Genomic DNA, 15,529 nt, shown 5'->3' with positions numbered 1-15,529 from the left:
GTTTGGCATCGTTCGGATGCGGTAGCGCCGTTCAGCGGTAACTGGCGAAGGTTTCGATCGTTCCGCCGCGGCGGACGAGGTTGACGTCGTAAGGGTCGGCGTCGGGGCCGGGCTCACCCATGCCCGGCGACCCGTAAGGCATGCCCGGCACGGCGAGGCCGATCGCGTCGGGCCGCTCGGCCAGCAGGCGCTTCACGTCGGTGGCCGGGACGTGGCCCTCTATGACATAGCCGTCGATGCGCGCGGTGTGGCAGGATGCCTGGTCGGCGGGCAAACCAGCGTCCGTCTTGGCGCTCATCAGGTCTGCCATCGGCACGTTCTCGGCGGTGACTGCGAAGCCGCTCTCGGACATATGCTTCATCCAGGCGACGCAACACCCGCAACTGGCCGACTTCAGCACATGGATAGAGCCGCCCGCCAGCGCGGCCGTGGTCATTAGCGTGAATGCGGTGAAGGCGAGGCCGAGGAACCGGTGTTTGCGGGGCATGCGTCTCTCCTTGCAGGACAAGGCGCCAATCGGCGCGATCGTTGTCCCGATAAAGGTTCCAGCAGGCGGAAGGTCAAGTTCCGGCTGCGAATGGCAGCCGGAGTCAGGAGCGGATATCGTGCTTATTGCGGATGGATATTATCCAGGATATAAATTATCCATGATTAAGGAAACGCGGCGATGAAGATCAGCGAAGGCGTCGAGGCGGCGATCCACTGCGCGGCAGTGCTGGCCGGGATCGAGAAGGGCACGACGTTGCCGGCTTCTGCGCTTGCCGAACTCCACGGCTTGTCGCCGACCTACCTCGTCAAGCATCTGAAGCAACTGGTGGCGGCCAAGCTGCTGGAGTCGGTTCCCGGTCCGCATGGCGGCTACCGACTCGCGAAGAAACCTTCGGCGATCTCGCTGCTCGACATCGTGCTGGCGGTCGAGGGGCCGAAGCCTGCCTTCCGCTGCGCCGAAATCCGCCAGCGTGGACCGGGCGCGCTGGAGCCGGAGGCCTATGTCAAACCCTGCGGCATCAATGCGGCGATGCTGCGCGCCGAGCGAGCCTGGCGCGCTGCACTTGCCGCGGAGAAGCTTTCCGACGTCATTGCCGGTTACGAAGAAAGCGCCGATCCGCGCGCCGTCGCCTTCAACTGCGCCTTCCTTGCCCGCCACCAGCGGCCGCAAGGCTGACCCCTCAACCAGTCCACAACGCAAAAATGGAGTTCCGCATGCAACCGCGTCTCGACTTCTTCGCTGCCGAGCCGAAGATCATGAAGGCCGTGCTGGCGCTCAACCACGCCGCCGAAACCTCCGGGCTCGAAAGGAGCCTTGTCCATCTCGTCAAGCTGCGGGCTTCGCAGATCAACGGCTGCTCCTATTGTGTCGACATGCACAGCCGCGAGGCGCGCAAGGATGGCGAGACCGAGCAGCGCGTTTACCTCGTTGCGGCCTGGCGTGAATCGCCGCTGTTTTCCGAGCGCGAGCGGGCCGCCTTTGCCTGGACGGAGAAGCTGACCCGGCTGGCTGATGGTCCCGTGCCCGACGAACTCTTTGATGAAGCCAGCAGCCAGTTCTCTGCCGAGGAAATGGTCAAGCTGACCGTGCTGATCGGCATGATCAACATCTGGAACCGGCTCTGCGTCGGTTTCCATGCCATCCATCCGGTCGCCGAGGAAAGCCGCGCCGCCTGAGGGCGCGGTCCCGGACTCAACCAGGAGAATTCCTATGCCGGCCGAATTTCTTCCCGCACTCGAAGTGGCAGGGCGGCTGCTGCTTGGCGGTGTCTTCGTCTTTGCCGGTTGGCGCAACATCGGCGCGTTTGCAACGCTTGTGCCGCTGATCGGCGCGCGCGGCATGCCCATGCCGAAGCTCATGCTTTCGGTGGCGATAGCGCTCCAGGTGATCGCCGGGGTGCTGGTGATCGCCGGTGTATGGCTGGCACCGGCCGCGATCGCACTGATCGGTTTCCTGATCGTCGCGACCCTCCTGTTCCACAATTTCTGGGATCATCAGGGCCTCGACCGCGTCAACCGTATCAACGGTCTGACCAGCAATGTCGCGCTGATCGGCTCCTTCCTGCTCGTCATGGTGGTCGCCAACTGACCCCCTTGGCGAGGCGACCGCCGACACCAGGACCAACGAAAACCGCTTTCCCGTTCGCGGCCGCCACGCTAGGAGGTCGCGAACAGGAAAAGACCTTGGACCAGATCGCACGGCCCGGCGCGCGTACGCGCCACGACACCTACGCCACCGGCGGCCAGAAACTTCTGGGACATCTGGCCATGCTTTCCTTTGCCGCGCTCGTGGCCGGATCGTTCTCGATGGGCGGGCTTGCGGCGCCGCATGTCGGCCCGGCCGCCATCAATGCCGCCCGGTTCCTGCTTGGCACGTCGATCATGGGCGTGGTCGCATTCATCTTTCTGCGCGGCCGCATTCCGCCGCCGCGCGCGCCGTGGCGGTTCCTGATACTCGGCGCGCTGATGGCGCTGTTCTTCATCACCATGTTCGTCGCACTGCAATTCACCGACCCGGTCTCGACCGGCGCGGTGTTCACGCTGATGCCGCTGATGAGCGCCGGCTTCGGATACCTGTTCCTCGGGCAGGTGCCGCGCCCGGTCGTGATCGTCAGCCTCGTCGTGGCGGCGGCAGGCGCGGTCTGGGTCATCTTCCGAGGCGATCCGGATGCGATCCTGGCCTTCGACATCGGCCGTGGCGAGACGATCTTTCTGTTCGGCTGCGCCGGTCATGCCGCCTATGCTCCGCTGGTCCGCAAGCTCAACCGTGGCGAACCGGTGCTCGCCTTCACCTTCTGGACCCTGTTTGCCACCGGGCTCCTGATCGCGGCCTATGGCGTGCGCGAGATCCTCGGCACGGCCTGGCTCGACCTGCCGGCCGTGGTCTGGATCGCGGTCGTCTATCTTGCCATCTTCACGACTGCCGGCACCTTCTTCCTGCTGCAGTTCGCCACGCTTCGCCTGCCGGCCTCGAAGGTGCTTGCCTATGGCTACCTGACGCCAAGCTTCGTCATTCTCTACGAGGGCCTGCTCGGGCACGGCTGGGTCAGCGCGAGCGTCGCGGCGGGCGCTGCGGTCACCGTGCTGGCGCTGGCCGTGGTGGCGTTTTCGCGCGACGGTTGAGGCGACCCTCAGACCTCGTGGGTGTCGAACATCAGCAACTCGACGCCGCCGTCGGCGAAGTTTGCCAGATCGGCCGCCGCGGCCTGGCCTTCTGCTGATGCGAGCCCGGCGTGAATGTCGGCGATGCTGTCGAAATAAAGCGTGGCGACCAGGTGGTAGTCCGACGCGCCGGTCGGCGAGGCGACGGGCCCGTTGCTGACGTCGTATTTCTTCAGGCCCGGTACCAATCTGGCGATGGGCACGTGGGTGCCGTAATAGTAGCGGTCGAAGGCTTCGGTATCCTTAGGCATCCTGTAAAGCGCAACAAGTTTGGCCATCGGTCTGTCCTCCCAATCCGGCCGGTCGCTTGCCGCCTGACGGTGCGGCCGTCACGCGCGCCCGGTGCCCGGCGAGGATAGACCGGCTGAAATGCTTCGGCCATCGGCGTTGATCGCATTCTTGCGGCGAACTGAGTGCCGGGGCCGGTCCGGCCGCGTCCCGCCAGCGCCACTGCGGGCTACGCCTTCGGCCTCAACCCTTCCATGAACAACTGTTCGAGGAACCGCGCGGCATCCTCGAAGCGGCCGTCACCGCCGCGGTCGGGGCCGAGCACGGCCCGCACCTGGACGTCGAAATCGGCGTAGTGCTGGGTCGTCGCCCAGATCGAGAAGATCAGGTGCCAGGGATCGGTGCGGGCGATCTTGCCGGCGCGCATCCAGCCCTGGATCACCTTGGCCTTGTCGTCGACCAGCGCCTTCAGTTCGCCCTCCAGCATCGGCATGATGCGCGGGGCGCCTTGCAGGATCTCGTTGGCGAAGAGGCGGCTTTCGCGCGGATAGTCGCGCGCCATCTCCAGCTTGCGGCGAATATAGTCCCGCAACTCGGTCAGCGGGTCGCCGATGTCGTCGAGTTCCTTGAGCGGCGCCAACCAGGTTTCCAGAAGACGCTGGATCAGCGTGCGGTGGATGTCGTCCTTGCTGCGGAAGTAATAGAGCAGGTTGGGCTTCGACATGCCGGCGGCGTCGGCGATCTGGTCGATGGTGGCGCCGCGGAAACCGTGCTGGGCGAAGACTTCGAGGGCGGCCTCGAGGATCAGCTCGCGCTTCTCGGTCTGGATGCGCGTCCGGGCCCTTTTCTTCGGTGACGGCGAATCCACTTTCACGTTCCGGCTCCACTGGGCTCGCGCCGCTGGCGCTCCGCTACTGGACCAATCGACTGGACCAGTGGCTGCCGACCTGTGGAGCGCGAATCCGGCCGGGCAGATCGTCTACAAAATCCTTGACCGCCCCCATGGCGGTGCTAACGTTTGTCCATTCGGTCAAAAATTGCGTAGCACAGTTGCGCAACAAAAACCAAGCGTTGGCGAACCACCGGCAAGGCACCTCGAAACGAAAGGCTTGGTATGTCCAACAGACTGAATGTGGCTCCGAACGATCTCTCCGCGTTCTGGATGCCGTTCACCGCGAACCGCCAGTTCAAGCAGGCGCCGCGTATGCTCGTGGGTGCGAAGGATATGCACTACACGACCTCCGACGGCCGCCAGGTCCTCGACGGCACCGCAGGCCTGTGGTGCGTCAACGCCGGCCACTGCCGGCCGAAGATCACCGAGGCGATCCAGCGCCAGGCGGCCGAACTCGATTATGCTCCAGCCTTCCAGATGGGCCATCCGATCGTGTTCGAACTGGCCAACCGCCTGGTCGACATCGCTCCCGAAGGCATGGACCATGTCTTCTTCACCAATTCTGGCTCCGAGTCCGTCGACACGGCGCTGAAGATCGCGCTCGCCTATCACCGCGCCAAGGGCGAGGGCTCGCGATTCCGCCTGGTCGGGCGCGAGCGCGGCTATCACGGCGTCAATTTCGGCGGCATCTCGGTGGGCGGCATCGTCGCCAACCGCAAGATGTTCGGCTCGCTCCTGACCGGCGTCGACCATCTGCCGCACACCCATCTGCCGGCCAAGAACAAGTTCGTGCGCGGCGAGCCGGAGCATGGCGCCGACCTCGCCGACGAACTGGAGCGCATCGTGGCGCTGCATGACGCTTCCACCGTCGCGGCAGTGATCGTCGAGCCCGTGGCGGGTTCGACCGGCGTCCTGATCCCGCCGAAGGGGTATCTGAAGCGCCTGCGCGAGATCTGCGACAAGCACGGTATCCTGCTGATCTTCGACGAGGTCATCACCGGTTTCGGGCGGCTCGGCGCGCCTTTCGCGGCCGACTATTTCGACGTCGTGCCGGACATCATCACCACCGCGAAGGGCGTCACCAACGGGGTCATCCCTATGGGTGCGGTGTTCGTGAAGAAGGAAATCCACGACGCCTTCATGAACGGGCCGGAGCATGTGATCGAGTTCTTCCACGGCTACACCTATTCCGGAAACCCGATCGCCTCGGCGGCGGCACTCGCCACCCTCGACACCTACAAGGAGGAGGGGCTCCTGACGCGGGCGGCCGAGATCGGCGCGCATTGGGAGGAGGCGCTGCATTCGCTCAAGGATGCGCCGCACGTGATCGACGTGCGCAATATCGGCCTCGTCGGCGCGATCGAACTGGAGCCAATCGCCGGCCAGCCGACCAAGCGGGCGTTCTCTGCCTTCGTCAAGGCATTCGAGCGCGGCGCGCTGATCCGCACCACCGGTGACATCATCGCGCTGTCGCCGCCGCTCATCATCACCAAGGGCCAGATCGACGAACTCGTCGACCATGTGCGCGAGGTGCTTTCCATGGTGGATTGAGCACCGCCGACGACAACCCGCGAGACCGGCGATGGGAACCGCCGGTCGCGGGAAGAATGAAATGAGAGGAATGACATGGCCGCACCCGGCGAAAATCTCCGCATCAACCCGGACCGCCTGTGGGATTCGATCCACGAAATGGCGGAGATCGGTCCGGGCGTTGCCGGCGGCAACAACCGGCAGACGCTGACGGACGAGGACGGCGAGGGCAGGGCGCTGTTCAAGCGATGGTGCGAGGCGGCGGGGCTCGAAATGGGCCTCGACAAGATGGGCACCATGTTCGCACGCCGCGAGGGCACCGACCCCGACGCCCTGCCGGTCTATGTCGGCTCGCATCTCGACACCCAGCCGACCGGCGGGCGCTATGACGGCGTGCTCGGGGTGCTCGGCGGGCTGGAGGTGATCCGTACCCTCAACGATCTCGGCATCAAGACGAAACACCCGATCGTGGTCACCAACTGGACCAACGAGGAAGGCACGCGTTTTGCGCCGGCGATGCTGGCCTCCGGCGTGTTCGCCGGCCAGCACGAGCTCGACTGGGCCTATGCGCGCCAGGACGCCAAGGGCAAGACCTTCGGCGACGAACTGAAGCGGATCGGCTGGCTGGGCGAGGAGGAGGTTGGCGCGCGCAAGATGCACGCCTTTTTCGAGCTCCATATCGAGCAGGGCCCCATCCTCGAGGCTGAGGGCAAGGATATCGGCGTGGTCACGCACGGCCAGGGGCTGTGGTGGCTGCAGGTGACGCTGACCGGCAAGGATTCGCACACTGGCTCGACGCCGATGCCGATGCGCAAGAACGCCGGCCTCGGCATGGCGCGTATCACCGAACTGGTGCACGAGATCGCCATGAGCCACCAGCCGGCAGCGGTCGGCGCCATCGGCCATTGCGACGTCTATCCGAATTCGCGCAACGTCATTCCGGGCAAGGTGGTGTTCACCATCGATTTCCGCTCGCCCGACCAGAGGACGCTCGACGCCATGAAGGCGCGGCTGGAGGCCGAGGCGCCGAAGATCGCCGAGGAACTAGGGCTCGGAATCGAGATAGAGGCGGTCGGCCATTTCGATCCGGTCACCTTCGACGAGAACTGCGTCAAAGCGGTGCGTGAGGCGGCGGAGAGACTCGGCTATTCGCATCGCGACATCGTGTCGGGCGCCGGCCACGACGCCTGCTGGATCAACCGCGTGGCGCCGACGGCGATGGTGATGTGCCCCTGCGTCGACGGGCTGTCGCACAACGAGGCCGAGGAAATCTCCAAGGAATGGGCCGCGGCCGGCGCCGACGTGCTTTTCCACGCGGTGGTGGAGACGGCGGGGATCGTGGAGTGAGGCTAGTAGGCTATCCGGAGAACCGCTGAATGACGGCCGTGCACGCCGCCTCCGTCGGGCCGGAAGCGATCAAGGCGATCATCGCCGGCGAGATCGCGGGCTACGACGCGGCGACCGAGGCGCGTCGGGCCTCGCGCACCGGGAGCGATGCGACGGCATGCTGGTACAGCCGCACGCTGGAAGATTTCGAGGCCGCCTTGATCGAACCGGCGCCGGTCATGGTAGGGTTCTCCGGCGGGTTCGAGCAGCGGTGCTGGTCGGTGACGCGCGGCGACGGCCGCTACCGCGTCGTCTACATGCCGATGGCCGGCTATTTTTCGCTGGCCGTCGACACGGTGTTCGGTCCCGTCGACATCGGTGTCCACGGACGGGCGATCGAAGTGTTCGGAGCGGTTTGACGTGTCGAAACGGGAACAGATGTCTGGCCAAAAGACCATAAATCAGCTTCTGGGATGGCAGGACGGGGAACCGCCTTTCGAAACGCCGCTCGCGGAGAAGTGCGAGACCGCGCTGGCAACGCCAATCGACGAACTCAGCATTGGGCAGTTGCGCCTCCTGATCAGCCAAAACCTGGGCACCGAACTGCTCATCGACCGCGTGGCCGACATTCTGGAAGAGAATCCGATGACTGCGGCAACCTTCTTGCAGGCGACCTGCTGATGGCCTGCCTACGCTTGCCGACCGACGTATGGCAAGGCCATCCGGGTGCATGGCATCGTGTTCACGCCGCGTTCGAATCTGTGCAGGCATCGGCCCGGGACTTGCAGGAGTTCGTCGACAAGGCGCGGCAGGAAAGTCGGGATTTCTATGCATTTGCCGGCGTGACTTCATGAGATCGCAAAGCGAGAGGTAATCATGTCCAAAGTCATCAGGAACGGAACCATCGTCACGGCGGACCGGACATGGAAGGCGGACGTGCTGGTCCAGCACGACAAGATCATCGCCATCGGCCACGACCTGCACGCCGATCACGAGATCGATGCCACCGGCTGCTACGTGATGCCGGGGGGCATCGACCCGCACACCCATCTCGAAATGCCTTTCATGGGCACCTATTCGTCGGACGATTTCGAGAGCGGGACGCGTGCCGCGCTCTCCGGCGGCACGACGATGGTGATCGATTTCTGCCTCGGCGATCCCGGCGGCTCGCTGCTCGACGCGATCAAGCGCTGGGACAACAAGTCGACCCGGGCCTGCTGCGACTATTCCTTCCACATGGCGATCACCTGGTGGGGCGAACAGGTGTTCAACGAGATGCCCGAGGTCATCGAGCGCGGCATCACCTCCTTCAAGCACTTCATGGCCTACAAGGGCGCGCTGATGGTCAATGACGACGAGATGTATTCGTCGTTCCAGCGCTGCGCCGAGCTTGGCGGCTTGCCGATGGTGCATGCCGAGAACGGCGACGTGGTTGCACAGATGCAGGCCAAATTGCTGGCGGAAGGCAATAACGGGCCGGAAGGCCACGCCTATTCGCGACCGCCCGAGGTCGAAGGCGAGGCGACCAACCGCGCCATCATGATCGCCGACATGGCCGGCGTGCCGCTTTATGTGGTGCACACCTCGTGCGAGCAGAGCCACGAGGCTATCCGCCGGGCACGGCAGAAAGGCATGCGCGTTTATGGCGAGCCGCTGATCCAGCATCTGGTGCTCGACGAGGGCGAATACGCCAATCCGGACTGGGACCATGCGGCGCGGCGTGTGATGAGCCCACCCTTCCGCAACAAGCAGCATCAGGATTCGCTTTGGGCCGGCCTGTCGGCCGGTTCCCTGCAGGTGGTGGCGACCGACCATTGCGCCTTCACCACCGAGCAGAAGCGAACCGGCGTCGGCGACTTCACCAAGATCCCGAACGGCACCGGTGGCCTCGAAGACCGCATGCCGGTGCTGTGGACCTACGGCGTCGGCAGGGGGCGGCTGACGATGAACGAGTTCGTCGCGGTGACCTCGACCAATCCGGCGAAGATCTTCGGCATGTATCCGAAGAAGGGCGCCATCGTCGAAGGCGCTGACGCCGATATCGTGGTGTGGGATCCGGAAAAGAAAAAGACGATCACGGCCAAGAACCAGCAGTCGGCGATCGACTACAACGTCTTCGAGGGCATCGAGGTCAAGGGCCTGCCGAAATATGTGCTGAGCCGCGGCGAGATCGCTGTCGACAATTTCGAGGTCAAGGCGAAGCCCGGCCATGGCGAGTTCGTGGCGCGCGAGGCGCGCGGCCCGGTCAGCCAGGCGCTGTCGCAGTGGAAAGAGGTCGTTGCGCCGCGCAAGGTCGAGCGGTCGGGCATTCCGGCGTCGGGCGTTTAGGAGCAATATGACCGTTCATCAGGGGCCAATCGAAGGGGCCGGGGTTTTGCAAGCCGCTGCAAGCGTTGTCGAGGCCAAGGGCCTCGGCCTCACCTTCCAGACCAATGACGGACCGGTGCAGGCGCTGGCCGACGTCGATCTCGCGATCGGCAAGGGCGAGTTCGTCTCCTTCATCGGGCCCTCGGGCTGCGGCAAGACGACTTTCCTGCGCGTCATCGCCGACCTCGAGCAACCCACCGCCGGCTCGATCACCGTCAACGGCATGACGCCGGCGGAGGCGCGCCGGCAGCGTGCCTATGGCTATGTGTTCCAGGCCGCGGCCCTCTACCCGTGGCGCACGATTGAGAAGAACATCGCCCTGCCGCTGGAGATCATGGGTATCTCGCGATCGGAGCAGGCCGAGCGCATCGCGCGGGTGCTGGAACTGGTCGACCTCAAGGGTTTCGGCAAGAAGTACCCCTGGCAGCTTTCCGGTGGCATGCAGCAGCGTGCCTCGATCGCCCGCGCTCTGGCCTTCGATGCCGACCTGCTCCTGATGGACGAGCCTTTCGGCGCGCTGGACGAGATCGTGCGCGACCATCTCAACGAGCAGCTCCTGAAGCTGTGGGAACGCACGACCAAGACGATCTGCTTCGTCACCCACTCGATCCCGGAGGCGGTCTACCTGTCGACGCGCATCGTGGTGATGTCGCCGCGGCCCGGCCGTGTCACCGACATCATCGAGTCGACCTTGCCGAAGGAACGGCCGCTCGACATCCGCGAAAGCCCGGAATTCCTGAAGATCGCCCATCGCGTCCGTGAGGGCCTGCGGGCGGGGCACAGCTATGAGTAAGAGCGAGCCCACGCTGGGTCAGAGGGTCTGATGGCGGTCTCTACCCCTACCGTGGCGACCACGGGTGCTCCACCGGCGCCGTCGTTTGTTTCGCGCCTGATGGCCGGTAAGACCATCCCGATCCTGATCGTCGTCGCGGTGATCGTGGCGGTCTGGTACGCCTTCGCCGTTTATCTGAATTCGCCGTGGCAGCTCGACCGCTATGCGCAGGCCGAGCAGGCCTGGACGGCCAGTGATCTGGTGCGTGACACGCTGAACCAGGAGCGGCCTGTGCTGCCAAGTCCGCATCAGGTGATCGCCGAGATGTGGAAGACGACTTTCGGCATGAAGCCGACCTCGAAGCGCAGCCTTGTCTACCACGGCTGGATTACGCTCTCCTCGACGCTGCTCGGCTTTGTCATCGGCACCGTGCTCGGCATCCTGCTCGCCGTCGGCATCGTGCACAACAGGGCGATGGACAAGTCGGTGATGCCGTGGGTGATCGCGTCGCAGACGATCCCGATCCTGGCGATCGCGCCGATGATCATCGTGGTGCTCAACGCGATCGGGCTCTCGGGGCTTCTGCCCAAGGCGCTGATCTCCACCTACCTCTCCTTCTTTCCTGTCGTGGTCGGCATGGTGAAGGGCCTGCGCAGCCCCGAGGCGATCCAACTCGACCTGATGCGAACCTATTCGGCCAGCACCGCGCAGGTGTTCTGGAAGCTCAGATGGCCGAACTCGATGCCCTACCTGTTCACCTCCATGAAGGTGGCCGTGGCGATCAGCCTCGTCGGCGCCATCGTCGGCGAACTGCCGACAGGCGCGGTCGCGGGGCTCGGCGCGCGGCTCCTCGCCGGCTCCTATTACGGCCAGACGGTGCAGATATGGTCGGCGCTGTTTGCCGCCGCGGCGATTGCCGCCGTGCTGGTCATGACGGTCGGCATCGCGCACAGGATGGTGCTGAAGCGCATGGGGATGGCCGAATGAGCGGCGCCTTCATCCTCGCGCTCCTGTTCTGGCTCGGCGCCTGGGCCTTCAACGAATGGCTGGTGCGCCGGAAGCCGGCCAACCGGGCGCAGGCGCGCGCGATCGGCATCTTCGTGCCGTTCCTGTTCGGCGTCACGCTGCTGGTGCTGTGGGAAGGCATCGTGCGCGGCTTTTCGATCCCGTTCGTGCTGCTGCCGCCGCCGAGCGCGATCTGGGCGCGCATCCTGACGTCGGTGCCGACGCTGTGGGCCGATTTCCGCCAGACCTTCCTGAAGGCGGTGCTGGCCGGCTATGTGCTCGGCTGCGGGTCGGGTTTCCTGGTCGCCATCCTGATCGACCGCTCGCCGTTCCTGCAGCGCGGGCTTCTGCCGCTCGGCAATTTCGTCTCCGCGCTGCCGATCATCGGCGTGGCGCCGATCATGGTCATGTGGTTCGGTTTCGACTGGCCGTCGAAGGCCGCGGTCGTCGTGATCATGACCTTCTTCCCGATGCTCGTGAACACGGTGCAGGGACTGGCCGCGGCCTCCGCAATGGAGCGCGACCTGATGCGCACCTATGCGGCGGGCTACTGGCAGACGCTGTTCAAGCTGCGGCTGCCGGCGGCTGGCCCCTTCATCTTCAACGCTCTGAAGATCAACTCGACGCTGGCGCTGATCGGCGCCATCGTCGCGGAGTTCTTCGGGACGCCCATTGTCGGTATGGGTTTCCGCATCTCCACCGAGGTGGGGCGGATGAATATCGACATGGTGTGGGCGGAAATCGCGGTTGCGGCGCTCGCGGGTTCCGTCTTCTATGGCGTGGTCGCGCTCGTGGAACGGGCAGCCACGTTCTGGCATCCGTCTGTCCGTGGCGGATAGACAAGGTTCAACCACAGAGGGAAACGACAAATGAAAACAATGATTGTCTCACTGCTCGCCGGCGCGATGTCGCTGGCCGCCGCGCAGGCGCTCGCGGCCGACAAGGTGACGTTGCAGCTCAAATGGGTCACCCAGGCCCAGTTCGCCGGCTATTATGTTGCCCAGGACCAGGGCTTCTACGAGGAAGAAGACCTCGAGGTCGAGATCAAGCCGGGAGGTCCCGACATCGCTCCGCCGCAGGTGCTGGCGGGCGGCGGCGCCGACGTCATCATCGACTGGATGCCGTCGGCGCTCGCGACCCGCGAGAAGGGCGTGCCGCTGGTCAACATCGCGCAACCCTTCAAGTCGTCCGGCATGATGCTGACCTGCCGCAAGGAGACCGGCATCGAGAAGCCCGAGGACTTCAAGGGCAAGACGCTGGGCGTCTGGTTCTTCGGCAACGAATACCCGTTCCTGTCATGGATGAGCCATCTCGGCATCCCGACCGACGGCGGTGCGGAAGGCGTCACCGTGCTCAAGCAGGGCTTCAACGTCGATCCGCTGATCCAGAAACAGGCCGACTGCATCTCGACCATGACCTACAACGAGTACTGGCAGGTGATCGACGCCGGCTTCACGCCTGAGGACCTAGTCGTCTTCAAATATGAGGACCAGGGCGTGGCCACGCTCGAGGACGGGATTTACGTGCTCGAGGACAGCCTCAAGGACGAGGCCTTCGTCGACAAGATGGTGCGTTTCGTTCGCGCCTCGATGAAGGGCTGGAAATGGGCCGAGGAAAATCCGGACGAAGCTGCAATGATCGTGCTCGACAATGACGCGACCGGCGCCCAGACCGAAAAGCACCAGAAGCGCATGATGGGCGAAATCGCCAAGCTGACGGCAGGCTCGAACGGCGCGCTCGACGAGGCCGACTACCAGCGTACGGTCAAGACGCTGCTAGAGGGCGGGTCGGATCCGGTCATCACCAAGGAGCCGGAAGGCGCCTGGACACACATGATCACCGACAAGGCACTGTAGACAGCGCCGAGCATCACGACGAAAGGAAGGGCGGGCAACCGCCCTTTCTTTTTGGCGCGGGCACAATCCGCGCATCCGAACGGTCGGCGCTGCGTTAGGATCGTGACAGCGATTCCACCGGAGTTGACCCCATGACCGCACCGCGCCCCTACAAGACCCATATCGGCAATCACCGCCTGCATCCCGAGACGCTCATGCTGTCCTACGGCTTCGATCCGGAGCTGTCGGAAGGCGCGGTGAAGCCGCCGGTGTTCCTGACCTCGACCTTCGTTTTTCACAGCGCGGAGGAAGGGCGCGACTTCTTCGACTACGTCGCGGGGCGCAAGGAGCCGCCGGGCGGCACGGCGGCAGGGCTGGTCTATTCGCGCTTCAACCATCCCAACAGCGAGATCGTGGAGGACCGGCTGGCAGCCTACGAGGGCGCCGAAGCCTGCATCCTGTTTTCCTCGGGTATGTCGGCGATCGCGACGACACTGCTGGCGATCGCCCGGCCCGGCGACGTGATCCTGCATTCGCAACCACTCTATGGCGGTACCGAGACCCTGTTGGCGCGGACGCTTGCCGATTTCGGCATCAAGGCGGTCGGTTTTTCCGACGGCGTCGACGAAAAGGCTATACGGGCGGCGGCCGACGCCGCACTTGCCAAGGGGCGGGTTTCGGCGATCTTCATCGAGACGCCTTCCAACCCGCTCAACACGCTAATCGACATGGAACTGGTCGCGCACATCGCCGCCGAGATCGCCGAACGTCAAGGCGGGCTGAGACCGGTGATCGCCTGCGACAACACGCTGCTCGGCCCGGTCTTCCAGCGCCCGCTCGAACACGGCATCGACGTGTCGGTCTATTCGCTGACCAAATATGTCGGCGGGCACTCCGACCTGATCGCCGGTGCGGTGCTTGGCTCGAAGGCGGTGACCAAGCCGATCAAGGCGCTGCGCGGGGCGATCGGCACCCAGTTGGACCCGCATTCGTGCTGGATGCTCGGACGCTCGCTGGAAACCCTGACCATCCGCATGGAGAAGGCCAACGACAATGCCCGCATCGTGGCCGAGTTCCTGCGCGACCATGCCAAGGTGGGCAAGGTGCACTATCCGCCCTTCTTCGGCGAAGAGACGGCGGCGGCGAAGTGCTTTGCCAGGCAGTGCAGCGGCGCAGGCTCGACCTTCTCCTTCGACATCAAGGGCGGCGAAAAGGCGGCCTTCGCCTTTTTGAACGCGCTGCAGATCTTCAAGCTCGCCGTCAGCCTGGGCGGCACGGAGTCGCTGGCGAGTCATCCGGCGGCCATGACGCATTCCGGTGTGCCGCTCGAAATCCGCGATCGTATCGGCGTTCTCGATTCGACCATCCGGCTTTCGATCGGAGTGGAGCATGCCGACGACCTGATCGCCGATCTGGCGCAGGCGCTGGCAATTGTCTGAGGCCGAGCGCCTTAAACGCCGAGCCTGCCGCGCTCTCGCCGGCGGAAGGCGGCGGGCGTTATGCCGGTCTGCTTGCGGAAGAAGCGGCTGAAATAGGCCGGATCGGAAAAGCCCAGCGCCAACGCGATCGACTGTGCCGGCAGGAAGGTGAAGACCAGGTCGCGCCGCGCTGCCTCTACCAAGCGCAGATTGATCAGTTCCTGCAGGCTGCGGCCGGTGGCTCGGCGCGCGATCCTGTTCAGATGCGCGGCGGAAAGGCCGAGCTTGTCGGCGTAGAAGGCGACGGGGCGGTGCTCGCGGAAATGCGCGCCGATCAGGGCGGAAAGCGCTTCGAGACGGCGCCCGTCGAGATCCATGGCCTCGTCGCCTCCGGCCGCCTCGTCGGCGCATCGGGCGAAGCCGATGACGGCGCCGGTCACCAATGCCTCGAGCAGGGCCATTCGGCCCGTCGCATGGCCGGTGAGTTCGGTTGCAAGCCGCGACATGGCGTCGATCGCCAGCGTCGCATCGCCGGCATCCTCGATCAGGCGCGGCTCGGCGACGAAGGCGGCGAGGCGGCGGTCGGACGCGGCCAGGTTGTCGAGGCGGTCGCGCAGCACGGTCACGACGAGGCCGGCGATGTCGCGCGAGAAGCGGAAGCCGTGGATGGCGCCGGGCGGCACGAAAATCGCCGCGCCGGCCAGGAAGGGGCGGTAGCGCCCGGCGATCAACGCTTCGCCGCTGCCATTCGAAATGTACAACATCTGGAAGAAGGCGGCGTGGCGATGCGGCCGGATCTCCCAATGGTGCAAGCGGCTGCGTTCGGGGATCGACTCGCAATGCAGCCAGAAATCCGCCTGATCGGCGCGCCGCTCGCCATAGAGCTGGTAGGTGGGGACGTGCCGGGTCATCCGCTTTCCGATCGTGCCATGCGCGGATTGTGCAAGAAGATGCGCTGACTGTCCATTGAGAGAGCAAGCTGTAGCGCGCATTCTCCCATGATTGG

The 15,529-nt window shown here is 64.8% G+C and carries 18 protein-coding genes; 14 read left to right on the top strand and 4 right to left on the bottom strand.

Features of this window, described 5'->3' with window-relative positions; all coding sequences use genetic code 11:
- Positions 1-31: 31 nt before the first annotated feature.
- Positions 32-487, bottom strand: coding sequence for a DUF411 domain-containing protein (locus FQ775_RS10610; protein ID WP_146298047.1), 456 nt, complete (start codon positions 485-487; stop codon positions 32-34).
- Positions 488-667: 180 nt separating this feature from the next.
- On the opposite strand from FQ775_RS10610, the gene FQ775_RS10605 reads away from it, so the two are divergent.
- From FQ775_RS10605 to FQ775_RS10590, 4 genes are all read left to right on the top strand, one after another.
- Positions 668-1,165, top strand: coding sequence for an RrF2 family transcriptional regulator (locus FQ775_RS10605; protein WP_146298046.1), 498 nt, complete (start codon positions 668-670; stop codon positions 1,163-1,165).
- A 38-nt stretch (positions 1,166-1,203) separates the two neighbouring features.
- On the top strand, positions 1,204-1,665 hold the full coding sequence (locus FQ775_RS10600; RefSeq protein WP_146298045.1) for a carboxymuconolactone decarboxylase family protein: 462 nt from the start codon (positions 1,204-1,206) through the stop codon (positions 1,663-1,665).
- 34 nt (positions 1,666-1,699) lie between these two features.
- Positions 1,700-2,077, top strand: a complete 378-nt coding sequence (locus FQ775_RS10595; RefSeq protein ID WP_146298044.1) for a DoxX family protein — start codon at positions 1,700-1,702, stop codon at positions 2,075-2,077.
- A gap of 95 nt (positions 2,078-2,172) precedes the next feature.
- Positions 2,173-3,111 carry a DMT family transporter gene (locus tag FQ775_RS10590; protein WP_246730322.1) on the top strand — a complete coding sequence of 313 codons (939 nt, stop codon included), beginning with the start codon at positions 2,173-2,175 and terminating at the stop codon, positions 3,109-3,111.
- 8 nt (positions 3,112-3,119) lie between these two features.
- Here the strand turns inward: FQ775_RS10590 and FQ775_RS10585 are convergent, their stop codons facing one another.
- Both FQ775_RS10585 and FQ775_RS10580 read right to left on the bottom strand, forming a co-directional pair.
- Positions 3,120-3,428, bottom strand: coding sequence for an EthD family reductase (locus tag FQ775_RS10585; RefSeq protein WP_146298043.1), 309 nt, complete (start codon positions 3,426-3,428; stop codon positions 3,120-3,122).
- A gap of 179 nt (positions 3,429-3,607) precedes the next feature.
- Complete coding sequence (locus FQ775_RS10580) at positions 3,608-4,246, bottom strand: TetR family transcriptional regulator C-terminal domain-containing protein (RefSeq protein ID WP_167813169.1); 639 nt, start codon at positions 4,244-4,246, stop codon at positions 3,608-3,610.
- A 246-nt stretch (positions 4,247-4,492) separates the two neighbouring features.
- Here FQ775_RS10580 and aptA point away from each other — a divergent pair, with 246 nt between their 5' ends.
- The 10 genes from aptA to FQ775_RS10530 all read left to right on the top strand — a co-directional run bounded on the left by aptA (position 4,493) and on the right by FQ775_RS10530 (position 14,544).
- Positions 4,493-5,821 (top strand): omega-aminotransferase AptA, encoded by a 1,329-nt coding sequence (gene aptA / locus FQ775_RS10575; RefSeq protein WP_146298041.1) that lies wholly within the window; start codon positions 4,493-4,495, stop codon positions 5,819-5,821.
- Positions 5,822-5,896: 75 nt separating this feature from the next.
- A complete protein-coding gene (locus FQ775_RS10570; RefSeq protein ID WP_146298040.1) occupies positions 5,897-7,147 on the top strand; it encodes a Zn-dependent hydrolase in 1,251 nt (416 codons plus the stop codon).
- 29 nt (positions 7,148-7,176) lie between these two features.
- Positions 7,177-7,545 (top strand): hypothetical protein, encoded by a 369-nt coding sequence (locus FQ775_RS10565; RefSeq protein ID WP_146298039.1) that lies wholly within the window; start codon positions 7,177-7,179, stop codon positions 7,543-7,545.
- A 1-nt stretch (position 7,546) separates the two neighbouring features.
- Positions 7,547-7,807, top strand: a complete 261-nt coding sequence (locus FQ775_RS10560; protein ID WP_146298038.1) for a contact-dependent growth inhibition system immunity protein — start codon at positions 7,547-7,549, stop codon at positions 7,805-7,807.
- Between the two features lie 195 nt (positions 7,808-8,002).
- Positions 8,003-9,454, top strand: coding sequence for a dihydropyrimidinase (gene hydA / locus FQ775_RS10555; RefSeq protein ID WP_146298037.1), 1,452 nt, complete (start codon positions 8,003-8,005; stop codon positions 9,452-9,454).
- Positions 9,455-9,461: 7 nt separating this feature from the next.
- Positions 9,462-10,286 carry an ABC transporter ATP-binding protein gene (locus FQ775_RS10550; protein ID WP_146298036.1) on the top strand — a complete coding sequence of 275 codons (825 nt, stop codon included), beginning with the start codon at positions 9,462-9,464 and terminating at the stop codon, positions 10,284-10,286.
- Positions 10,287-10,385: 99 nt separating this feature from the next.
- A complete protein-coding gene (locus tag FQ775_RS10545; protein WP_246730366.1) occupies positions 10,386-11,252 on the top strand; it encodes an ABC transporter permease in 867 nt (288 codons plus the stop codon).
- Positions 11,249-12,109 carry an ABC transporter permease gene (locus FQ775_RS10540; protein ID WP_146298034.1) on the top strand — a complete coding sequence of 287 codons (861 nt, stop codon included), beginning with the start codon at positions 11,249-11,251 and terminating at the stop codon, positions 12,107-12,109. Before FQ775_RS10545 ends, FQ775_RS10540 begins: the two co-directional genes overlap by 4 nt.
- Before the next feature lie 30 nt (positions 12,110-12,139).
- Entirely contained in the window at positions 12,140-13,126 is a 987-nt protein-coding gene (locus tag FQ775_RS10535; RefSeq protein ID WP_146298033.1) for an ABC transporter substrate-binding protein, read from the top strand.
- Between the two features lie 131 nt (positions 13,127-13,257).
- Entirely contained in the window at positions 13,258-14,544 is a 1,287-nt protein-coding gene (locus tag FQ775_RS10530; RefSeq protein WP_146298032.1) for a cystathionine gamma-synthase family protein, read from the top strand.
- A gap of 11 nt (positions 14,545-14,555) precedes the next feature.
- Here the strand turns inward: FQ775_RS10530 and FQ775_RS10525 are convergent, their stop codons facing one another.
- The gene (locus tag FQ775_RS10525; protein ID WP_146298031.1) at positions 14,556-15,434 is read right to left on the bottom strand and encodes a helix-turn-helix domain-containing protein; all 879 of its coding nucleotides are present in this window, start codon (positions 15,432-15,434) and stop codon (positions 14,556-14,558) included.
- Between the last annotated feature and the right edge of the window lie 95 nt (positions 15,435-15,529).

Source organism: Nitratireductor mangrovi, assembly GCF_007922615.2.
GTDB classification, from domain to species: domain Bacteria; phylum Pseudomonadota; class Alphaproteobacteria; order Rhizobiales; family Rhizobiaceae; genus Mangrovimarina; species Mangrovimarina mangrovi.
The sequence above is the reverse complement of the archived record's forward strand: the minus strand, read 5'-3'. Positions and strand labels throughout refer to the sequence as shown.

Excerpts from the sequence above, each read along its gene's own strand:
- FQ775_RS10595 (WP_146298044.1), top strand. The coding sequence starts at position 1,700 with ATGCCGGCCGAATTTCTTCCCGCACTCGAAGTGGCAGGGCGGCTGCTG.
- FQ775_RS10545 (WP_246730366.1), top strand. The coding sequence starts at position 10,386 with ATGGCCGGTAAGACCATCCCGATCCTGATCGTCGTCGCGGTGATCGTG.
- FQ775_RS10570 (WP_146298040.1), top strand. The coding sequence starts at position 5,897 with ATGGCCGCACCCGGCGAAAATCTCCGCATCAACCCGGACCGCCTGTGG.
- FQ775_RS10550 (WP_146298036.1), top strand. The coding sequence starts at position 9,462 with ATGACCGTTCATCAGGGGCCAATCGAAGGGGCCGGGGTTTTGCAAGCC.
- FQ775_RS10535 (WP_146298033.1), top strand. The coding sequence starts at position 12,140 with ATGAAAACAATGATTGTCTCACTGCTCGCCGGCGCGATGTCGCTGGCC.
- FQ775_RS10600 (WP_146298045.1), top strand. The coding sequence starts at position 1,204 with ATGCAACCGCGTCTCGACTTCTTCGCTGCCGAGCCGAAGATCATGAAG.
- FQ775_RS10610 (WP_146298047.1), bottom strand. The coding sequence starts at position 487 with ATGCCCCGCAAACACCGGTTCCTCGGCCTCGCCTTCACCGCATTCACG.
- FQ775_RS10530 (WP_146298032.1), top strand. The coding sequence starts at position 13,258 with ATGACCGCACCGCGCCCCTACAAGACCCATATCGGCAATCACCGCCTG.
- FQ775_RS10605 (WP_146298046.1), top strand. The coding sequence starts at position 668 with ATGAAGATCAGCGAAGGCGTCGAGGCGGCGATCCACTGCGCGGCAGTG.
- hydA (WP_146298037.1), top strand. The coding sequence starts at position 8,003 with ATGTCCAAAGTCATCAGGAACGGAACCATCGTCACGGCGGACCGGACA.
- FQ775_RS10585 (WP_146298043.1), bottom strand. The coding sequence starts at position 3,428 with ATGGCCAAACTTGTTGCGCTTTACAGGATGCCTAAGGATACCGAAGCC.
- aptA (WP_146298041.1), top strand. The coding sequence starts at position 4,493 with ATGTCCAACAGACTGAATGTGGCTCCGAACGATCTCTCCGCGTTCTGG.
- FQ775_RS10565 (WP_146298039.1), top strand. The coding sequence starts at position 7,177 with ATGACGGCCGTGCACGCCGCCTCCGTCGGGCCGGAAGCGATCAAGGCG.
- FQ775_RS10525 (WP_146298031.1), bottom strand. The coding sequence starts at position 15,434 with ATGACCCGGCACGTCCCCACCTACCAGCTCTATGGCGAGCGGCGCGCC.
- FQ775_RS10540 (WP_146298034.1), top strand. The coding sequence starts at position 11,249 with ATGAGCGGCGCCTTCATCCTCGCGCTCCTGTTCTGGCTCGGCGCCTGG.